This is a genomic window from Actinomadura hibisca NBRC 15177, from assembly GCF_001552635.1.
Lineage (GTDB): Bacteria > Actinomycetota > Actinomycetes > Streptosporangiales > Streptosporangiaceae > Spirillospora > Spirillospora hibisca.
In genome coordinates, this window is record NZ_BCRO01000108.1 from 26,062 (window position 1) to 41,099 (window position 15,038).

The following is a 15,038-nucleotide window of genomic DNA, read 5'->3' on the forward strand; positions in this document are numbered from 1 at the left end:
GGCCCGCGCCCCGCTACGGGGGCGCGGGCCTCGGCCGTTCACAGGGCCGCGTGCACCTCCCTGGCGACGCGTTCGCCCGAGCGCACCGCGCCGTCCATGTAGCCCGTCCAGAAGTCCGACGTCTCGGTCCCGGCCCAGTGCACCGGGCCGCACGGGGCGCGCAGCGCCGTCCCGAAGTCGCTCAGCACGCCGGGCGGCGCGATCCCGACCGGGCCGCCGCCGCTCCACACCTCGTTGTCCCAGCGCTGGAACGCCGTGCGCACCGGGGACAGGGCCTTGCTCCCGAACAGCTTGCCGAACGCGTCCAGCCCCGCCGCCCGCACCTGCTCGGGCGGGGCCGCGTCCAGCCGCCGGATGTTGGTCTGGTTGAGGAAGCCCATCAGGATGCCGCGCGAGCCGTCGGCCGGGCTGTTGTCGAAGGTCGCGTCGATCGCGCCGCTGTCGGACACCGCCTGCCCGGTCAGCCCGTCGGCCCGCCAGAACGGCGTCTCGTAGACGGCCACGAACTTGGCGATCGACCCCATCGGGTAGCGCTGCATGAGCTGGGCGCGGCTCGCGGGCAGTCCCGGCGTGAACTCGATCTTCCCGGCGATCGCGGGGGACATCGCGACCACCACGCGCCTGGCCGTCACCGTGATCCCGTCGGCGGTGACCGTCACGCCGCCGTCGCCGGTGACGACGCTGCGCACCGGCGCGTTGTAGCGCACACGGTCGCCCAGCCTGGCCGCCAGCCGGATCGGCACCTGCTCGGAACCGCCGGCGAACCGCGTCTCCTGCGCGCCGCCCTTGGTGTTGATGAGCCGGTCCACGTTGCCGGGGCTGCCCGCGTTGCCCGCCGCCGCGATGTAGTGCAGCACGTACAGCAGCGACACGTCGCGCGAGCGCACCGACAGGGTGGAGCTGACGAAGGCGTCCATCAGGAACCGCGCCCCGCTGCTCAGCGAGTGCGTGCGCGACCAGGTGTGGAAGGTCTGGGAGTCCCACTCCTCGGCCTTGGCCGCCTTCCACGGCTCGCCGACCGGCACCTCCTTGGCCATGCTGTTGAGCGAGGTCAGCGCGATCTGGAGGTCCACCACGCCCCAGTCGGGCGGGACCGCGCCGAGGATGCCGTCGGTGGCGTAGAGCGAGCGCTTGCCGTTGCGGTAGTAGACGTTCTTGCCGGCGTTGTGGGTCGGGAACGTCGCCACGCCCATGTCGGCGGTCAGGGCGGCGATGCGGTCCTGGGTGGGGCCGATGAACTCCGCGCCGCCCTCGCTGGTGGTGCCGTCGCCGAGCGGCAGGCCGTACACCCGGCCGCCCGGCCGGTCGCGGGCCTCCAGGACGATCACCGAGCGCCCGGCGGCGACCAGGTCGCGGGCGGCGGTCAGGCCCGACAGGCCCGCGCCGACGACCACGACGTCGGCGCTCGCGGCGGCGGCGCGGCCCCGGGCGGAGGCGGCGGCCGGGGAGGCCGCCATGGCGGCGCCCGCCGCGGCGGTGAGGGCGCCGGTGCCCAGCAGACGGCGGCGGCTGACAGCGGTCAAGGGGTCCTCCTGGGGTCGGACGGCGGTCCGGGAGCGGGGGGCCTGATCACATGCGCGGACAACGTACGGGCGCGCCCCGGCGAAGTCGAGACTTCCTCATGTTCCGTGACCGCTCCGAGATCACCCGCCCCGCCGCGATGGGCTAGGGTCCGGTCCATGGGGGAGACACACGAAGCGCGCCGGGACCGCCTGGCCGCGCTGGTCGCCGACAACGGGGCCGACGCGCTGCTGGTCACGCGGCTGGTCAACGTCCGCTACCTGACCGGCCTGGACAGCTCCAACGCCGCACTGCTGGTGCGCGCCGACGGGCCCGCCGTGCTGGCCACCGACGCCCGCTACGGCGGCATGGCCGCCCAGGTCTGCCCCGAGCTGGAGGTGATCGTGGCCCGGCCCACCGCCGAGTCGCTGGTCACCCTGGCCGCCGACGCCGGCGTCGCCCGCCTCGGCTTCGAGGCCCACGACCTCACCGTCGAGAAGCACGCCGCGCTCGCCGCCATGGACGGCGGCATCGCCTTCATGCCGCTCGGCCATCCCGTGGAGGAACTGCGCCGGGTCAAGGACGAGCACGAGATCACGCTGCTGGCCGAGGCGTGCGCGATCACCGACCGCGCCTTCGACGCCGTGCTGCCCACCCTGCGCCCCGGCCTCACCGAACGCGAGATCGCCGTCGCGCTGGAGCGCCACATGGTCGACTTCGGCGCCGAGGGCGTCGCGTTCGCGTCGATCGTCGCCTCCGGCCCCAACGGCGCGATCCCGCACCACCACCCCGGCGGGCGCGCCGTCGCCGCGGGCGACCTGGTCACCATGGACTTCGGCGCCCGCTACGGCGGCTACCACGCCGACATGACCCGCACCGTCGCGATCGGCGAGCCCGCCGCGTGGCAGCGCGAGATCTACGAGCTGGTGCGGCGCGCCCAGCAGGCCGCGATCGACGCCGCGGTCCCCGGCGCCGACACCGCCGCCGTGGACGCCGCCGCCCGCGACCTCATCAAGGCCGCCGGGCACGGCGACGACTTCCCCCACGGCCTCGGGCACGGCGTCGGCCTGGAGATCCACGAGGCTCCGCTCATGGGGTACGACAGGACCGGTAAGCTGAGGGACCGAGTTCCGATCACCGCCGAGCCGGGCGTCTACCTGACCGGCCGGGGCGGAGTGCGCATCGAGGACACCCTGGTGGTCCGCGCGGCCGGGCCGGAACTCCTCACCAAGACGACCAAGGAGCTGCTCGTCCTGTGACGGGCGGCTTCTCGACCGGGAGAAACACGTGGCGACGACGAACGACCTGAAGAACGGCATGACGCTGAAGATCGAGGGCCAGCTCTGGACGGTCCTGGAGTTCCAGCACGTCAAGCCCGGCAAGGGCCCCGCCTTCGTCCGCACCAAGATCAAGAACGTGCTCTCCGGCAAGACCGTGGACAAGACCTTCAACGCCGGCACCAAGGTGGAGATCGCCAGCGTCGACAAGCGCGACATGCAGTACCTCTACCGCGAGGGCGAGGACTTCGTGTTCATGGACACCGAGACCTACGACCAGCCGCACATCCCGGCCGCCGTCGTGGGCCGCGCCGCCGACTACATGCTGCCCGAGCAGAACGCGGTCATCGCCTTCAACGAGGAGAACCCCCTCTACGTCGAGCTGCCCGCCGCCGTCGTGCTCCAGATCACCGAGACCGAGCCGGGCCTGCAGGGCGACCGCTCCACCGGCGGCAGCAAGCCCGCCACCCTGGAGACCGGCGCGCAGATCCAGGTGCCGCTGTTCATCACCACCGGCGAGAAGGTCAAGGTCGACACCCGCTCCGGCGATTATCTCGGCCGCGCCTGATGAGCGCACGCACCAAGGCGCGCAAGCTCGCCCTGGACATCCTGTTCGCCGCCGAGCTGCGCGAGGAGCGGCCGACCGACGTGCTCGCCCAGCGCGGCCGGCCCAACCAGGACGAGCTCGCCGAGTTCGCCCACTCGGTGCGGATCGTGGAGGGCGTCCAGGAGCACGCCGAGCGCATCGACGAGCTGATCGCCACCTACGCCACCGGCTGGACGCTGGAGCGCATGCCGGCGGTCGACCGCAACATCCTGCGGATGGGCGCGTTCGAGCTGCTGTGGGTGGACGACGTGCCCGACGGCGTCGCGGTCACCGAGGCGGTCAAGCTGGCCACCGAGCTGTCCACCGACGAGTCGCCCCGGTTCGTCAACGGGCTGCTGGCCCGGCTCCAGCAGCTCAAGCCCTCCCTGTCGCTGTAGTGCCGGGTCTAGGGTGGGACGGACATGAGCGGTGAGGTGAAGGGGGTGGCCGTGGCCGCCCAGCAAGCGGGCCGGCAGGCGGGCCAGCACGGCAGGCGGCAGCGCGGCAGCAGCAGGGTCCGCAGCGCGGTCCTGTGGGAGGCGCTGCGCACGGTCCTGGAGCGCATCGCGCCCGAGGACGGGCCCGGCGACGTCGTCGACGTCGGCGGCGGCACCGGCGGCTTCGCCGTGCCGCTGGCCGAGCTCGGCCACCGGGTGACGGTGGTCGACTCCAGCCCCGACGCGCTGGCCGCGCTGGAGCGCCGCGCCGCCGAGTCCGGCGTCACCGTGCGCGCCGTCCAGGGCGACGCCGTCGACCTGCCCGACCTGCTCGGCGCCGACGCCGCCGACCTGGTGTTGTGCCACAGCGTGCTGGAGTACGTCGAGGACCCGGCGGCGGCCATGGTCGCGCTGACCGCCGCGGTCCGGCCCGGCGGCTCGGTCAGCCTGCTGGTCGCCGGGCAGATCGCCGCCGCGCTGCACCGCGCCGCCGGCGGGCACTTCGGCGACGCGCGGCGCGTGCTGGCCGACCCCGACGGGCGCTGGGGCGACCACGACCGCACGCCCCGGCGCTTCACCCGCGAGACGCTGACGGACCTGGCCACCGGCGCGGGCCTCGCCCCGCGCGAGCTGCACGGCGTGCGGATCTTCGCCGACCTGGTGCCGGGCGCGCTGGTGGACGCCGACGCCGACTCGGCCGAGGCGCTGATCGCGCTGGAGTCGGCCGCGGCCACCCACCCGGTGCTGCGCGAGCTGGCCACCCAGCTGCACCTGGTCGCCGACCGGCGGTGAGCCGCAAGCAGCAGCTCCACCGGCCCGGCCCGCAGCCCGGTCCGCCGGCCGACGACACCGGCTGCCCGATCCTGCACGTCGACATGGACGCGTTCTTCGTCAGCGTCGAGCTGCTGGACCGCCCCGAACTGCGCGGCCGCCCCGTCCTGGTGGGCGGGGCGGGCCCGCGCGGGGTGGTGGCCGCCGCCTCCTACGAGGCCCGCGCCTACGGGGTGCACTCGGCGATGCCGATGACCCGCGCGCGGCGGCTCTGCCCGCGGGCGGTGGTGCTGCCCGGCGACCACGCCAAGTACCGGCGGGTGTCGGCGGCCGTCTTCGAGATCTTCCGCTCGGTCACCCCGCTGGTGGAGCCGCTGTCGCTGGACGAGGCGTTCCTCGACGTGGCGGGCGCGCGCCGTCTGTTCGGCAGCCCCGCCGCGATCGCCCAGCGCGTGCGCGCGCAGGTCCGCGAGCAGCAGGGCATCACCTGCTCGGTCGGGGTCGCCGCCAACAAGTTCGTCGCCAAGCTCGCCTCCACCCGCTGCAAGCCCGACGGGCTGCTGGTGGTGCCTGCCGACGGGATCACCGGCTTCCTGCACCCGCTGCCGGTCGGCGCGCTGTGGGGCGTCGGGGAGCGCACCGAGCAGACCCTGACGCGCCTCGGGCTGCGCACCGTGGGCCAGCTCGCCCAGACCCCGCTGGCCACCCTCCAGCGCGAGCTGGGCAACGCGCACGGCTCCCACCTGTACGAACTGTCGTGGGGCCGCGACCCGCGCGAGGTCGTCCCGCACACCCCCGACAAGAGCATCGGCGCCGAGGAGACCTTCGACACCGACATCGCCGACCCCGAGGTGATCCGCCGCGAGCTGCTGCGGCTGGCCGAGAAGGTCGGGGCGCGGCTGCGCGCGGCCGGCGCCGCCGGGCGGACGGTGAGCGTCAAGCTGCGCGACGCCGAGTTCAGGACGATCACCAGGGCGCGCACGCTGCCCGAGTCCACCGACCTCGCCCGTGTGATCTATGTCACAGCGTGCGAGCTGTACGAGGCGTCCGGGCTGGAACGGGTACGACTCCGGCTGGTCGGGGTCCGCGTGGAGAACCTGGAGCCCGCCGGGAGCGCGCCGCGCCAGCTGGCCTTCGACGAGCCGGAGACCGGATGGCGCGAGGCCGAGCGGGCGATGGACCAGGTGGCGCACCGGTTCGGCGCCGGCACGGTCCGTCCGGCCGCGCTGGTCGGCCGGGACGACGCCGGGCGCACGCGCGGCACCGGCCGTTCGGCCGGCCGGGACGGCGGGCCGGAAACCGGGTCCGAAACCGGTCCCCGGAACCGGCATGACGGGCCCGTCAGCGGGGACAGGGACGATGAGACAAGGCGGTGAGATGACCGGCATGGGGTCCGCGGTTGGCCGTTCGCTTTCGTACGCTCGTCCGGCCTCGTATTCTGGGCATATCACCGTTGAGGTTCTCGTCCTGCACCGGATACCCCGTCGCGGGGCTGTCGTTGGGAGGCGCCGTGCCGCTCTCTGAGCACGAGCAGCGCATGCTCGAACAGATCGAGTCCGCGTTGTACGCCGAGGATCCGAAGTTCGCGCACGCGGTCCGCTCCACCAATCCGCAGGTGCACTACAAGCGCCGGATCGTCAAGGCCGCTCTGGGCTTCGTGGTGGGCGTCTGCGCGCTGATGGCCGGCCTCGTCATGAACGCCGGCACCGTCACCGTCGCCATCAGCGTGGCCGGCTTCCTGCTGATGGTGGCCTGCTGCGTGTGGGCGCTGACGAGCTGGAAGCGCATGACCGGCATCGGCGCCGAGCCGGCCGCCGGTCCGGCCCCGGGCGGCAGGCCCGCGCGCTCGGGGTTCATGGAGCGCATGGAGGACCGCTGGCGCCGCCGCACCGAGGGCGAGTGACCCCCGGCCGGCACGGGGCCCCGCCCCGAGCTTCGTGATCTTCTGACCGCCCGCACGGCGCCGACCGTGCGGGCGATCATGCTTTGCGCCGGGCCGGCCCCCTTCCGGCGGGCCAGCGCTCAGCGGGCCAACGCCCGCCCTTCCCAGCGGGCCCGCGCCCTTTTCCCGCGCCCTTTTTCGGTGCCCTCCCGGCGGGCCCGCGCTCCTTGCGGCAGGTCAGCGTCGGCCGTGCTTTACGGTGGGTCAGCGCTCGGCGGGTCAGCGCTGGCCCTTTCCGGCGGACCGGCGTCCTTCTCCGCCGCCCTTCCGGCGGGTCAGCGTCCGCCGGGCAGCCGGTCTCGCACCCGCTCGGCGACCCGCTCGCGGACCTGGCGTGCCCGGCCGGTCACCGCCGCGACCCGCACGGCGGCCTCGTGCAGCGCCTCCCGCGTCGCCGACCGCGTCGAGGCGACCGTGGACGGCGGCAGCAACCGCGCCCGCAGCCGCGCCGGGCGGCTCACCGACGCCGCGAACGCCTCCCGCACCCTGCGCACGTCGGCCCGCAGCGCCTCCGGCGGGGCGTCCGCCGGGACGGGGGAGTAGCGCGCCATCTCCTCGGCCCTGGCGATGCGCCCGAGCGCCTGCGCGGTCTCGGCGTCCGGCTCCAGCACCTGGGCGAGCTGCCGCACGGTCGCCCGCGGGGTGTCGCTGGACCGCCAGGCCAGCCCGTGGTCGAGCGCGTCGGAGCGCATCTCCCGCCACGCGGCGTGCGCGGCGTGCGCCGCGCCGGTCCCGCCCGCGCTGGCCGGGGACGGCCCGTCGCCGCCCGGCCCGTCGCCGTCGCCCCGGCCGCCCGCGACCTGCGAACCAGGAGGCGGCACCGCCGCCCAGCGCCGCCGCCGGGTCAGCACCCGTGCCACCATCGGGGCCGCCAGCAGCGCCAGCACCAGCACGGTCCCGGCGATCCAGCCGGTGGGCACGCCGCCGTCCTCCTCCTCGGCGCCGTCGGCGCCGGTGCCGGGGTCCGGCTGGTCCAGGCCGCGCTGCGCCGCCGTGCCCGGCCCCGCCGACGCCGACGAGCTCGCCGACGGCGTGGGGGCGGACGGGGTCTGCTCGCCGCGCGAGGTCACCGGGTCGGAGGCGGGCTCGGAGTAGGGCGGGGTCACCGCCGTGCCCTGCCCGGCCGCGCCCGCCGGCGTCGGCTCGAACCGCACCCATCCGGTGCCCTCGAAGTACAGCTCGGGCCAGGCGTGCGCGTCGCGGGAGCGCACCGTCCACACGCCGGGGCTGGTCTGGGTGCCGGGCGTGTAGCCCATCGCGACCCGCGCCGGGATGTTCAGCACCCGCGCCATCAGCGCCATCGCGGCGGCGAACTGCTCGCAGTAGCCGCGCTTGTCGCGCAGCAGGAAGCCGGTCAGGTCGTTGCCGCGCTGCGGCGGCGGGGCCGACAGGTCGTAGGTGAAGCCGCCGTCGCGGGTGAACCACCGTTGCAGCAGCACCGCCTTGCGGTGCGCGCTCAGCGCGCCGGAGGTGATGTCGTGCGCCAGCTTGGTCACCTCGGGCGGCACCGTGCGCGGGAGGGCGGTGTAGCGGCGCAGGACGTCGACCGGGTAGCCGACGCCCGCGGCCAGCTGCTGGGCGGTGGGCATCGCCTGGAGGCTGGTGACGGTGTAGGAGCGGCCGCCCGCCGAGTCGCGCAGCGAGTAGACCATGCGCGACGCCTCGTCCACCCGCCAGTCGCCCTTGATCGACACGCGGGCGGGCGCGTACGGCACCGGCAGGAAGGTCATGTTGCGCACCTGCCGCGAGACCTTCACCCGGGTGGTCACCCGCTGGGTCCGCACCGGGCCCAGGCCGGGCGGCGGCGGCAGCTCCCGGTCGGTCAGCCGGTCCTTGGCGGTGCTCTGCAGTGAGTAGTAGGACCAGCGGTCGCCGTCGAACCGGTCCAGCGCGTACAGCCGCAGGTAGTCGGGCCGCTCGCGGGCGTCGGTGCGGTAGGTCAGCACGACCGCGTCGTCGGGCCGGGTCAGCTCGCGCTTCAGGCTGACCAGCGGATCGGGCGTGGTGACGGTCTGCGAGCCGCCGCCGCCCCCGCCACCGCCGCCCAGCCCGAACAGGCCGCGCGGCTGCACGCCGGGGATCGCCATGGGCAGCAGCACCGCGACCGCGACCGCCGCCATCCCGATCCGGCGGCCGCTGGCGGCCAGCGCGCCCACGTCGGGCCGCTCCCGCCGCCCGCCGGACCCGCCCGCGCCGTCGGTGCCGTCCTCCTCGGCCGCGCCCGCCAGCGGCACCCCGTCCGACCAGCGGGGGGTGAACACCACCCGGCCCCAGCCGCCCACCTGCTCGCGCGCGTCGGTCATCAGCAGCGCCAGGAAGCCCAGCGCGCCGACCGCGAACGCCGCCCAGCTCACGCTGTCCTCGCGCACCGCCGCCGGGACGCTGTACATCGCCAGCAGCGGCAGCCCCGCCGGGGCCGTGCGGCGCAGCCGCACCGCCAGCAGGTCGACCAGCAGCGCCACCAGGCCGATCCCGGCGGCGGCCAGCAGCATGATCCCCGGCACCAGCGGCACCGGCGCGGCGTAGTTGTTGGCCGCGTCCCAGCCCTCGCCCGCCAGGGTCGCCAGCCGTTGCAGCGAACCGGCGGTCGGCACCACGCCGAGCAGCGCCTCGCCGGAGGCGTGCACCACCGTCAGGTACAGCAGCAGCGCCAGCAGCCCGGCGACCGCGTTCAGCGCCGCCGGGACGCGGAACCGCCGCGCCACCAGGCCGCCGGCCGCGACGCTGAGCACCGCGCCCAGCCCCGCCCAGAACCAGGCCCGCCCGGCGAACAGCGGGTAGAGCCCCACGGCTCCGGCCAGCGTCGCCAGCCCCGCCATGACCGTCAGCCGAATCCTCATCTGCCACCCCTGACGAAGTCCTCGCCGGCCTGGTCGGCCGAGGCCCACGCGCCCGCGAGCCCGGCGGCCGACGGAACCGTCAGCACCCGCCAGCCCGCCGCGCGCATCACGCGCGAGGTCGCGTCCGCGCCGCCGTCCGCGCCGCCGACCCCTTCGGGCTCGACCAGCACCGCGACGTAGGTGGCGGTGCCGCGCCGCGCCGCCGCCACCGCCCGCGCCTCCTCGGCCGTCAGCGTCCCGAACACCGCGACGACCAGCCCGTCGCCCTCGCGGCCGTTCCCGGTCCCGCCGCGCAGCGCCGCCAGGCCCGGCGTCAGCGAACCGCCCGCCGACGGCCTGGCGACCGCCAGCGCGTCCAGCAGCAGCCCCTCGAACGCGCCCTCCAGCGCCACCGCCGACGGCAGCGCCTCACCGGCGTCGGTGACCAGCCGCAGACCCATCCCGGCCCGGCCGAGGTGCACCCCGATCGAGGCCGCCACCGACACCGCCTGCTCGAACGACCCGGCCGGCCCCTCGCCCCAGTGCGCGCCGCGCCGGGTGTCCAGGAACAACGAGCCGCTGCTCTGCCAGTGCTGCTCCTCGCGCCGCACCATCAGCTCGCCGCGCCGCGCGGTGGAGCGCCAGTGCACCCGCCGCAGGTCGTCGCCGTGCCGGTACTCGCGCGGCGCGATGTCGTCCTCGCCCGCCGACGCCACCGTGCGGGCCACGCTGTCGCCGCCGCCGGTCCACGCCCCGGCGAGGCGGCTCGGCGGCAGCGGCACGATCTCCGGGGTCACCGTCAGGGTGTCGGACAGGCTGAAGGAGCGCACCAGCTCCACCATCCCGAACGGGTCGGCCAGCCGCACCACCAGCGGCCCCACCCGGTACCGGCCGCGCACGTCGGAGCGGATGCGGTAGCTCAGCTCGCGCGAGCCGCGCGGCTCGACGCGGTCCAGCACGAACCGGGCCCGGCCGCCGAGGGCGTAGGGCACCTGGTCCTCCACCATCAAAAGCCCGCTCGGCAGCCGCGACACGTTCTCCAGCCGCAGGTCGGCGCGCGCCTCGTGGCCCACCGGCAGCCGCGACGGGTCCAGCCGCCGCGCGCACGCCAGCCGGTAGCGGGTCCGCGACACCGCCAGCGTGCACAGCAGCGGCAGCACCAGCACCAGCACCCCGGCGCGCAGCAGGTCGCGCTCGCCGAGGATGAAGGCGCACACCACGGCGGTCGTGCCGGCGGCCACGAAGGACCGCCCCCGGGTGGTCAGGCCGGACAGCGCTCTTCTCAAGGCTCACTTCCGGAAGGAGGGGAGGGGACGCCCGGGGACCGCCGCGGCGGTCCCGCCGGGCGGCGGGCTCACTGGCGGGGCGAGGGCACCGGCAGGCGGTGCACCAGCTCGGTGACCACGTGCTCGGGACGGCGGCGCTCCACCTGCGCCTCGGCGGTCGGCAGCAGCCGGTGCGCCAGCACGGGGACGGCCAGGTCCTGTACGTCGTCGGGCAGCACATAGTCGCGGTCGTCGAGCGCCGCGTACGCGCGCGCCGCCCGCACCAGGTGCAGGGTCGCGCGCGGGGAGGCGCCGAGCCGCAGCTCGGGGTGGTTGCGGGTGGCGGTGACCAGGTCGATCACGTACTGCCGCACCGCCGGCGCCACGTGCTGGTCGCGCACGACCTCCACCAGCGCCCGCACGTCGGCGGCGTCGGCGACCGGGGCCAGCCGGTCCAGCGGGGAGGACCGCCCGTGCACGTCCAGCATCTCCAGCTCGGCGGCCGGGTCGGGGTAGCCCATGGAGATGCGCGCGGTGAACCGGTCGCGCTGCGCCTCGGGCAGCGGGTAGGTCCCCTCCATCTCCACCGGGTTCTGGGTGGCCACCACCATGAACGGCCGCTCCAGCCGGTAGCTGGTGCCGTCCACGGTGACCTGGCGCTCCTCCATGCACTCCAGCAGCGCCGACTGGGTCTTGGGGGAGGCCCGGTTGATCTCGTCGCCGACCAGCAGGTTGGCGAACACCGGGCCCGGCTTGAACTCGAACTCGCGCAGCTCCTGGTTGTAGGCGCTGACGCCGGTGATGTCGCTGGGCAGCAGGTCGGGGGTGAACTGCACGCGGCGCACCGAGCAGTCGATGGACCGGGCCAGCGCCTTGGCCAGCATCGTCTTGCCGACGCCCGGCACGTCCTCGATCAGCAGGTGCCCCTCCGACAGCAGCACCGTCAGCGCCAGGCGCACCGCGTGGGGCTTGCCCTCCACGACCGACTCGACCGCGTCGCGGATCTTGTTGGCGACCTGCGCCAGCCCGTCGAGCCCCGAGGCCCGTCCGCCGTGCGTGCCCACTGCCACTGGCAATCCTCCTCAGCCGTCCGGCCGGCGCGGCGACCGTGCGCCCGTCCCAACGACAGTACGTCGTCGGGACCACCGTCGCGATGTTCATGGGGAACGGGTGCTTATTGTGCTGCACCGGGGTCGTCCGCACAGCCACGGCGAACCCGCCACTTCGCTCCACACCGCCGCGTTCCCGCCCGAGCACCCCCTTCCCACCCCGCCCCGGCGGGCTCCGCCGGGCGCTTCGACCCCCTTGCGGCACGCGGGAGGGGTCCGTCGCGCCCCACTTCACACCACCCTTCATGACCTGCGGTTTTGTTCGCGAAAGCGGCGCGCGGGGCGCGTTTTCCTAGTTGACGGTGGGGAAGAGTGGAGTAGAGTGGGGCGCCGTGGGGAGCAGGAGCGCCTCATGCGGCGCGGGAGGTGGGGCCGGTGTTCCTCGGCACCCATACGCCGCGCCTGGACGACAAGGGACGACTGTTCCTGCCGGCGAAGTACCGCGAGGAGCTGTCGGGGGGATTGGTGATCACGAAGGGCCAGGAGCGCTGCCTGTACGTCTTCCCCATGGCGGAGTTCCAGCGCATCACCGAGGCTCTGCGTGCCGCGCCGGTCACCGAGCGGGCGGTCCGCGCCTACAGCCGCGTCTTCTTCGCCAGCGCCTCCGACGAGGTCCCCGACAAGCAGGGGCGCATCACGATCCCGCCGCCGCTGCGCACCTACGCCGACCTCTCCCGCGACTGCACCGTCATCGGTGCGAACACGCGCCTGGAGATCTGGGACACCAAGGCCTGGGAGACCTACCTGGAGCAGGAGGAGCAGGCCTTCTCCGACATCTCCGAGGAGGTGTTGCCCGGAATCCTCTGATATTCCACTGGTCGGTCCGCTGACCGGCACAAGGCCCACGTTCGGCCAGGTCTCCAGCCGCTCTCCGGCCCTCTGGCGCAGCTTCCCCGGCGCCAGACGGCGACCCCCCGCGTACCGCGCGGTGAAACTTCCTCAGGGCAGCGGATGGGGACCTGGCCGGGCGAGGCCGCCGGGGGTGCCGAAGCAGGGCGGGCCGACGATGCCACACCGATGCCACACAGTCCGCGAGCGGTGACGGCACGAGGGGGTGAACCATGACCGTGGGCGACCACGCGGCCGAGGCCGGACATGTTCCGGTCATGCTCGACCGCGTCCTGGAACTTCTGGCGCCGGCGGTGCGGGTCACCGGCCGGGCGCCGGTCTACCTCGACGGCACGCTCGGCATGGGCGGCCACGCCGAGGCGATGCTGGCGGCCCACCCGGAGCTGCGCCTGATCGGCCTGGACCGCGACACCACCGCCCTGGAGCGGTCGGCGCGGCGGCTGGCCCGGTTCGGCGACCGGGTGACGCTGGAGCACGCCGTCTACGACGAGCTGCCCGCGGTGCTCGACCGGCTCGGCGTCCCCGCCGTGGACGCCGCCCTGTTCGACCTCGGGGTGTCGTCCCCGCAGCTCGACGAGGGCGAGCGCGGCTTCGCCTACTCCTACGACGCCCCGCTCGACATGCGGATGGACCGTACCCAGCGGCTGACCGCCGCCGAGGTGGTCAACGGCTACCCGCCCGCCGAGCTGGCCCGCATCCTGCGCGAGTACGGCGAGGAGCGGTTCGCCCAGCGGATCGCCGCCGCCATCGTGCGCGAGCGTGAGCGCGCCCCGCTCGACTCCACCGCGCGCCTGGCCGACCTGGTGCGCACCGCCATCCCCGCCGCGACCCGCCGCACCGGCGGCAACCCCGCCAAGCGCACCTTCCAGGCGCTGCGCATCGAGGTCAACGGCGAGCTGGAGATCTGGCGCCGCGCGCTGCCGGCCGCGCTGGACGCGCTGCCGGTCGGCGGCCGGATCGTCGTGCTGTCCTACCACTCGCTGGAGGACCGCATCACCAAGCAGGCCCTGGCCGCGCTGACCGCCGACACCACGCCGCCCGAACTGCCCGTTCCGCTGCCCGAGCACCAGCCGCGCTTCCGGCTGCTGACCCGCGGCGCGGAACTGCCCTCCGGCGCGGAGACCGAGACCAACCCACGGGCCGGGTCGGTGCGGCTGCGCGCCGCCGAGCGGGTCCGGGAGGCCAGATGACGACGACGACACGCCGATCGGGGCCGCGGAAGAAGACGCCGCCCGCCCCGCAGCCCCGCCGCGAGCGCCGCACCCGGAACGACCCTCCCGACGCGGAGGAGCAGGCCGGGCCGGACGAGCGGCGGCCCAAGCGGCAGGCCAAGCAGTCCCGCAAGGACCGGCCCGCCAAGCGCGGGGACGTCCCCGCGCCCGAGCCGCGCCGCCCCGAGGCCAAGGTCAAGGCCGCCAGGACCGCCAAGCCGGGCGCCGCCAAGGGCGGGACGGCCAAGGCGGCGAAGCCTGCGAAGCCCGCCAAGAAGAAGGCCACGGCCAAGAGCGTCCCGGCGCCGCGGCCCGCCGCCAAGCCGGCGCCGCGACCGGCCAGGGCCACCCGAACCGTCAAGCCCGCCGCGAAGGCCGCCGCGCCCGCCAAGCCCAAGACCGCGGCCAAGGCGTCGACCAAGCCCGCGGCCAAGACGACGGCCAAGACGACGGCCAAGGTCGCGACCCCGGCGAAGGCCCCGGCCGCGAGCAAGGCGAAGCGCGAGACGGGCCGCGCCCGCGCGACCGCCTACGCCCGCGCGCGCGTCCGGCAGGCCCCCGCGCCGCGCACCCCGTTCGTACTGCTGATCTGCGGGCTGCTGGGCGGCGCGCTGGTCAGCCTGCTGCTGCTCAACACCGTGCTGGCGCAGGACGCCATCCGCATGACCCAGCTCCAGCGCAGCACCCAGCTCCTGGAGCAGCAGCGCCAGGCGTACCAGCGCCAGAACGCCGAGGAGGAGGCCCCCGACCAGCTGCGCCGCAAGGCGGAGGCGATCGGGATGCGGCCCTCCGAGCACCTGGCGTTCCTCGACCCGCTGACCGGCGAGGCCACCCCCGGCGGCGCGGTGCGGCCGGTGCCGCACTCGGCGGCCGCCGCCGCGGGCGCGGCCGGCGTGGTCGGGGTCCCCGGCGTCGTGGTGCCCGGTGACGGCGTGCCCGCCGCGCCGGGCGGCGGAGTGGGGGCCGGAGGGCCGTGAGGCTGCGCACGCGTCCGGAGGCCGGCGGAAGTGAGAGAGGTGCACCGTGACGAAACGGCCGGCGGGCCCGCCGCCCGGTCGTAGGCGCGGCCCCCAGGGGCGGGGGCCCCGGGGCGCGGCGGGGCGCGACGACAGGAACGGCCCGGGGGCGGCGCGCGCGTCCGGGCGTCAGACGGGCAACCCCTCCCGGTCGCCGGGCGGTTCGGCCGCCCGGCGGCCGGCCCGTAACGGAACGGTCCCGCCGCCGCGCGGCGACCAGGACCGCTCCGCCCGCGACAAGGGGCGCGCGCCAGAT

At 75.4% G+C, this 15,038-nt stretch carries 13 protein-coding genes; 9 read left to right on the top strand and 4 right to left on the bottom strand.

Annotation, left to right across the window (positions count from 1 at the left end; translation table 11 throughout):
• Positions 1-38 precede the first annotated feature (38 nt).
• Positions 39-1,523 (bottom strand): flavin monoamine oxidase family protein, encoded by a 1,485-nt coding sequence (locus AH6_RS37235; protein WP_067489989.1) that lies wholly within the window; start codon positions 1,521-1,523, stop codon positions 39-41.
• A gap of 156 nt (positions 1,524-1,679) precedes the next feature.
• Here AH6_RS37235 and AH6_RS37240 point away from each other — a divergent pair, with 156 nt between their 5' ends.
• From AH6_RS37240 to AH6_RS37265, 6 genes are all read left to right on the top strand, one after another.
• The gene (locus AH6_RS37240; protein WP_067489992.1) at positions 1,680-2,759 is read left to right on the top strand and encodes a M24 family metallopeptidase; all 1,080 of its coding nucleotides are present in this window, start codon (positions 1,680-1,682) and stop codon (positions 2,757-2,759) included.
• Positions 2,760-2,787: 28 nt separating this feature from the next.
• Positions 2,788-3,345, top strand: coding sequence for an elongation factor P (gene efp, locus AH6_RS37245; RefSeq protein WP_067489995.1), 558 nt, complete (start codon positions 2,788-2,790; stop codon positions 3,343-3,345).
• Positions 3,345-3,761: a transcription antitermination factor NusB gene (nusB, locus tag AH6_RS37250; RefSeq protein WP_067489998.1), complete on the top strand. Its 417-nt coding sequence runs from the start codon at positions 3,345-3,347 to the stop codon at positions 3,759-3,761. The genes efp and nusB overlap by 1 nt, the downstream gene beginning before the upstream one ends.
• Before the next feature lie 24 nt (positions 3,762-3,785).
• Positions 3,786-4,592 (top strand): methyltransferase domain-containing protein, encoded by an 807-nt coding sequence (locus tag AH6_RS37255; RefSeq protein ID WP_083983834.1) that lies wholly within the window; start codon positions 3,786-3,788, stop codon positions 4,590-4,592.
• On the top strand, positions 4,589-5,947 hold the full coding sequence (locus tag AH6_RS37260; protein WP_083983835.1) for a DNA polymerase IV: 1,359 nt from the start codon (positions 4,589-4,591) through the stop codon (positions 5,945-5,947). Before AH6_RS37255 ends, AH6_RS37260 begins: the two co-directional genes overlap by 4 nt.
• A gap of 134 nt (positions 5,948-6,081) precedes the next feature.
• Complete coding sequence (locus AH6_RS37265) at positions 6,082-6,474, top strand: SCO2097 family morphological protein (RefSeq protein ID WP_067490001.1); 393 nt, start codon at positions 6,082-6,084, stop codon at positions 6,472-6,474.
• Between the two features lie 314 nt (positions 6,475-6,788).
• Here the strand turns inward: AH6_RS37265 and AH6_RS37270 are convergent, their stop codons facing one another.
• The 3 genes from AH6_RS37270 to AH6_RS37280 all read right to left on the bottom strand — a co-directional run bounded on the left by AH6_RS37270 (position 6,789) and on the right by AH6_RS37280 (position 11,667).
• Positions 6,789-9,353 (bottom strand): transglutaminase TgpA family protein, encoded by a 2,565-nt coding sequence (locus tag AH6_RS37270; protein ID WP_083983836.1) that lies wholly within the window; start codon positions 9,351-9,353, stop codon positions 6,789-6,791.
• Complete coding sequence (locus AH6_RS37275; protein WP_067490004.1) at positions 9,350-10,618, bottom strand: DUF58 domain-containing protein; 1,269 nt, start codon at positions 10,616-10,618, stop codon at positions 9,350-9,352. The genes AH6_RS37270 and AH6_RS37275 overlap by 4 nt, the downstream gene beginning before the upstream one ends.
• Before the next feature lie 68 nt (positions 10,619-10,686).
• Positions 10,687-11,667, bottom strand: a complete 981-nt coding sequence (locus AH6_RS37280) for an AAA family ATPase (protein ID WP_067490007.1) — start codon at positions 11,665-11,667, stop codon at positions 10,687-10,689.
• A 414-nt stretch (positions 11,668-12,081) separates the two neighbouring features.
• Between AH6_RS37280 and mraZ the strand changes: the two genes are divergently transcribed.
• The 3 genes from mraZ to ftsL all read left to right on the top strand — a co-directional run bounded on the left by mraZ (position 12,082) and on the right by ftsL (position 14,743).
• Positions 12,082-12,513, top strand: coding sequence for a division/cell wall cluster transcriptional repressor MraZ (gene mraZ, locus AH6_RS37285; protein ID WP_067490028.1), 432 nt, complete (start codon positions 12,082-12,084; stop codon positions 12,511-12,513).
• A gap of 254 nt (positions 12,514-12,767) precedes the next feature.
• A complete protein-coding gene (gene rsmH / locus AH6_RS37290) occupies positions 12,768-13,745 on the top strand; it encodes a 16S rRNA (cytosine(1402)-N(4))-methyltransferase RsmH (protein WP_067490010.1) in 978 nt (325 codons plus the stop codon).
• On the top strand, positions 13,742-14,743 hold the full coding sequence (gene ftsL / locus AH6_RS46875; RefSeq protein WP_157431951.1) for a cell division protein FtsL: 1,002 nt from the start codon (positions 13,742-13,744) through the stop codon (positions 14,741-14,743). The genes rsmH and ftsL overlap by 4 nt, the downstream gene beginning before the upstream one ends.
• The last annotated feature ends 295 nt before the right edge of the window (positions 14,744-15,038 follow it).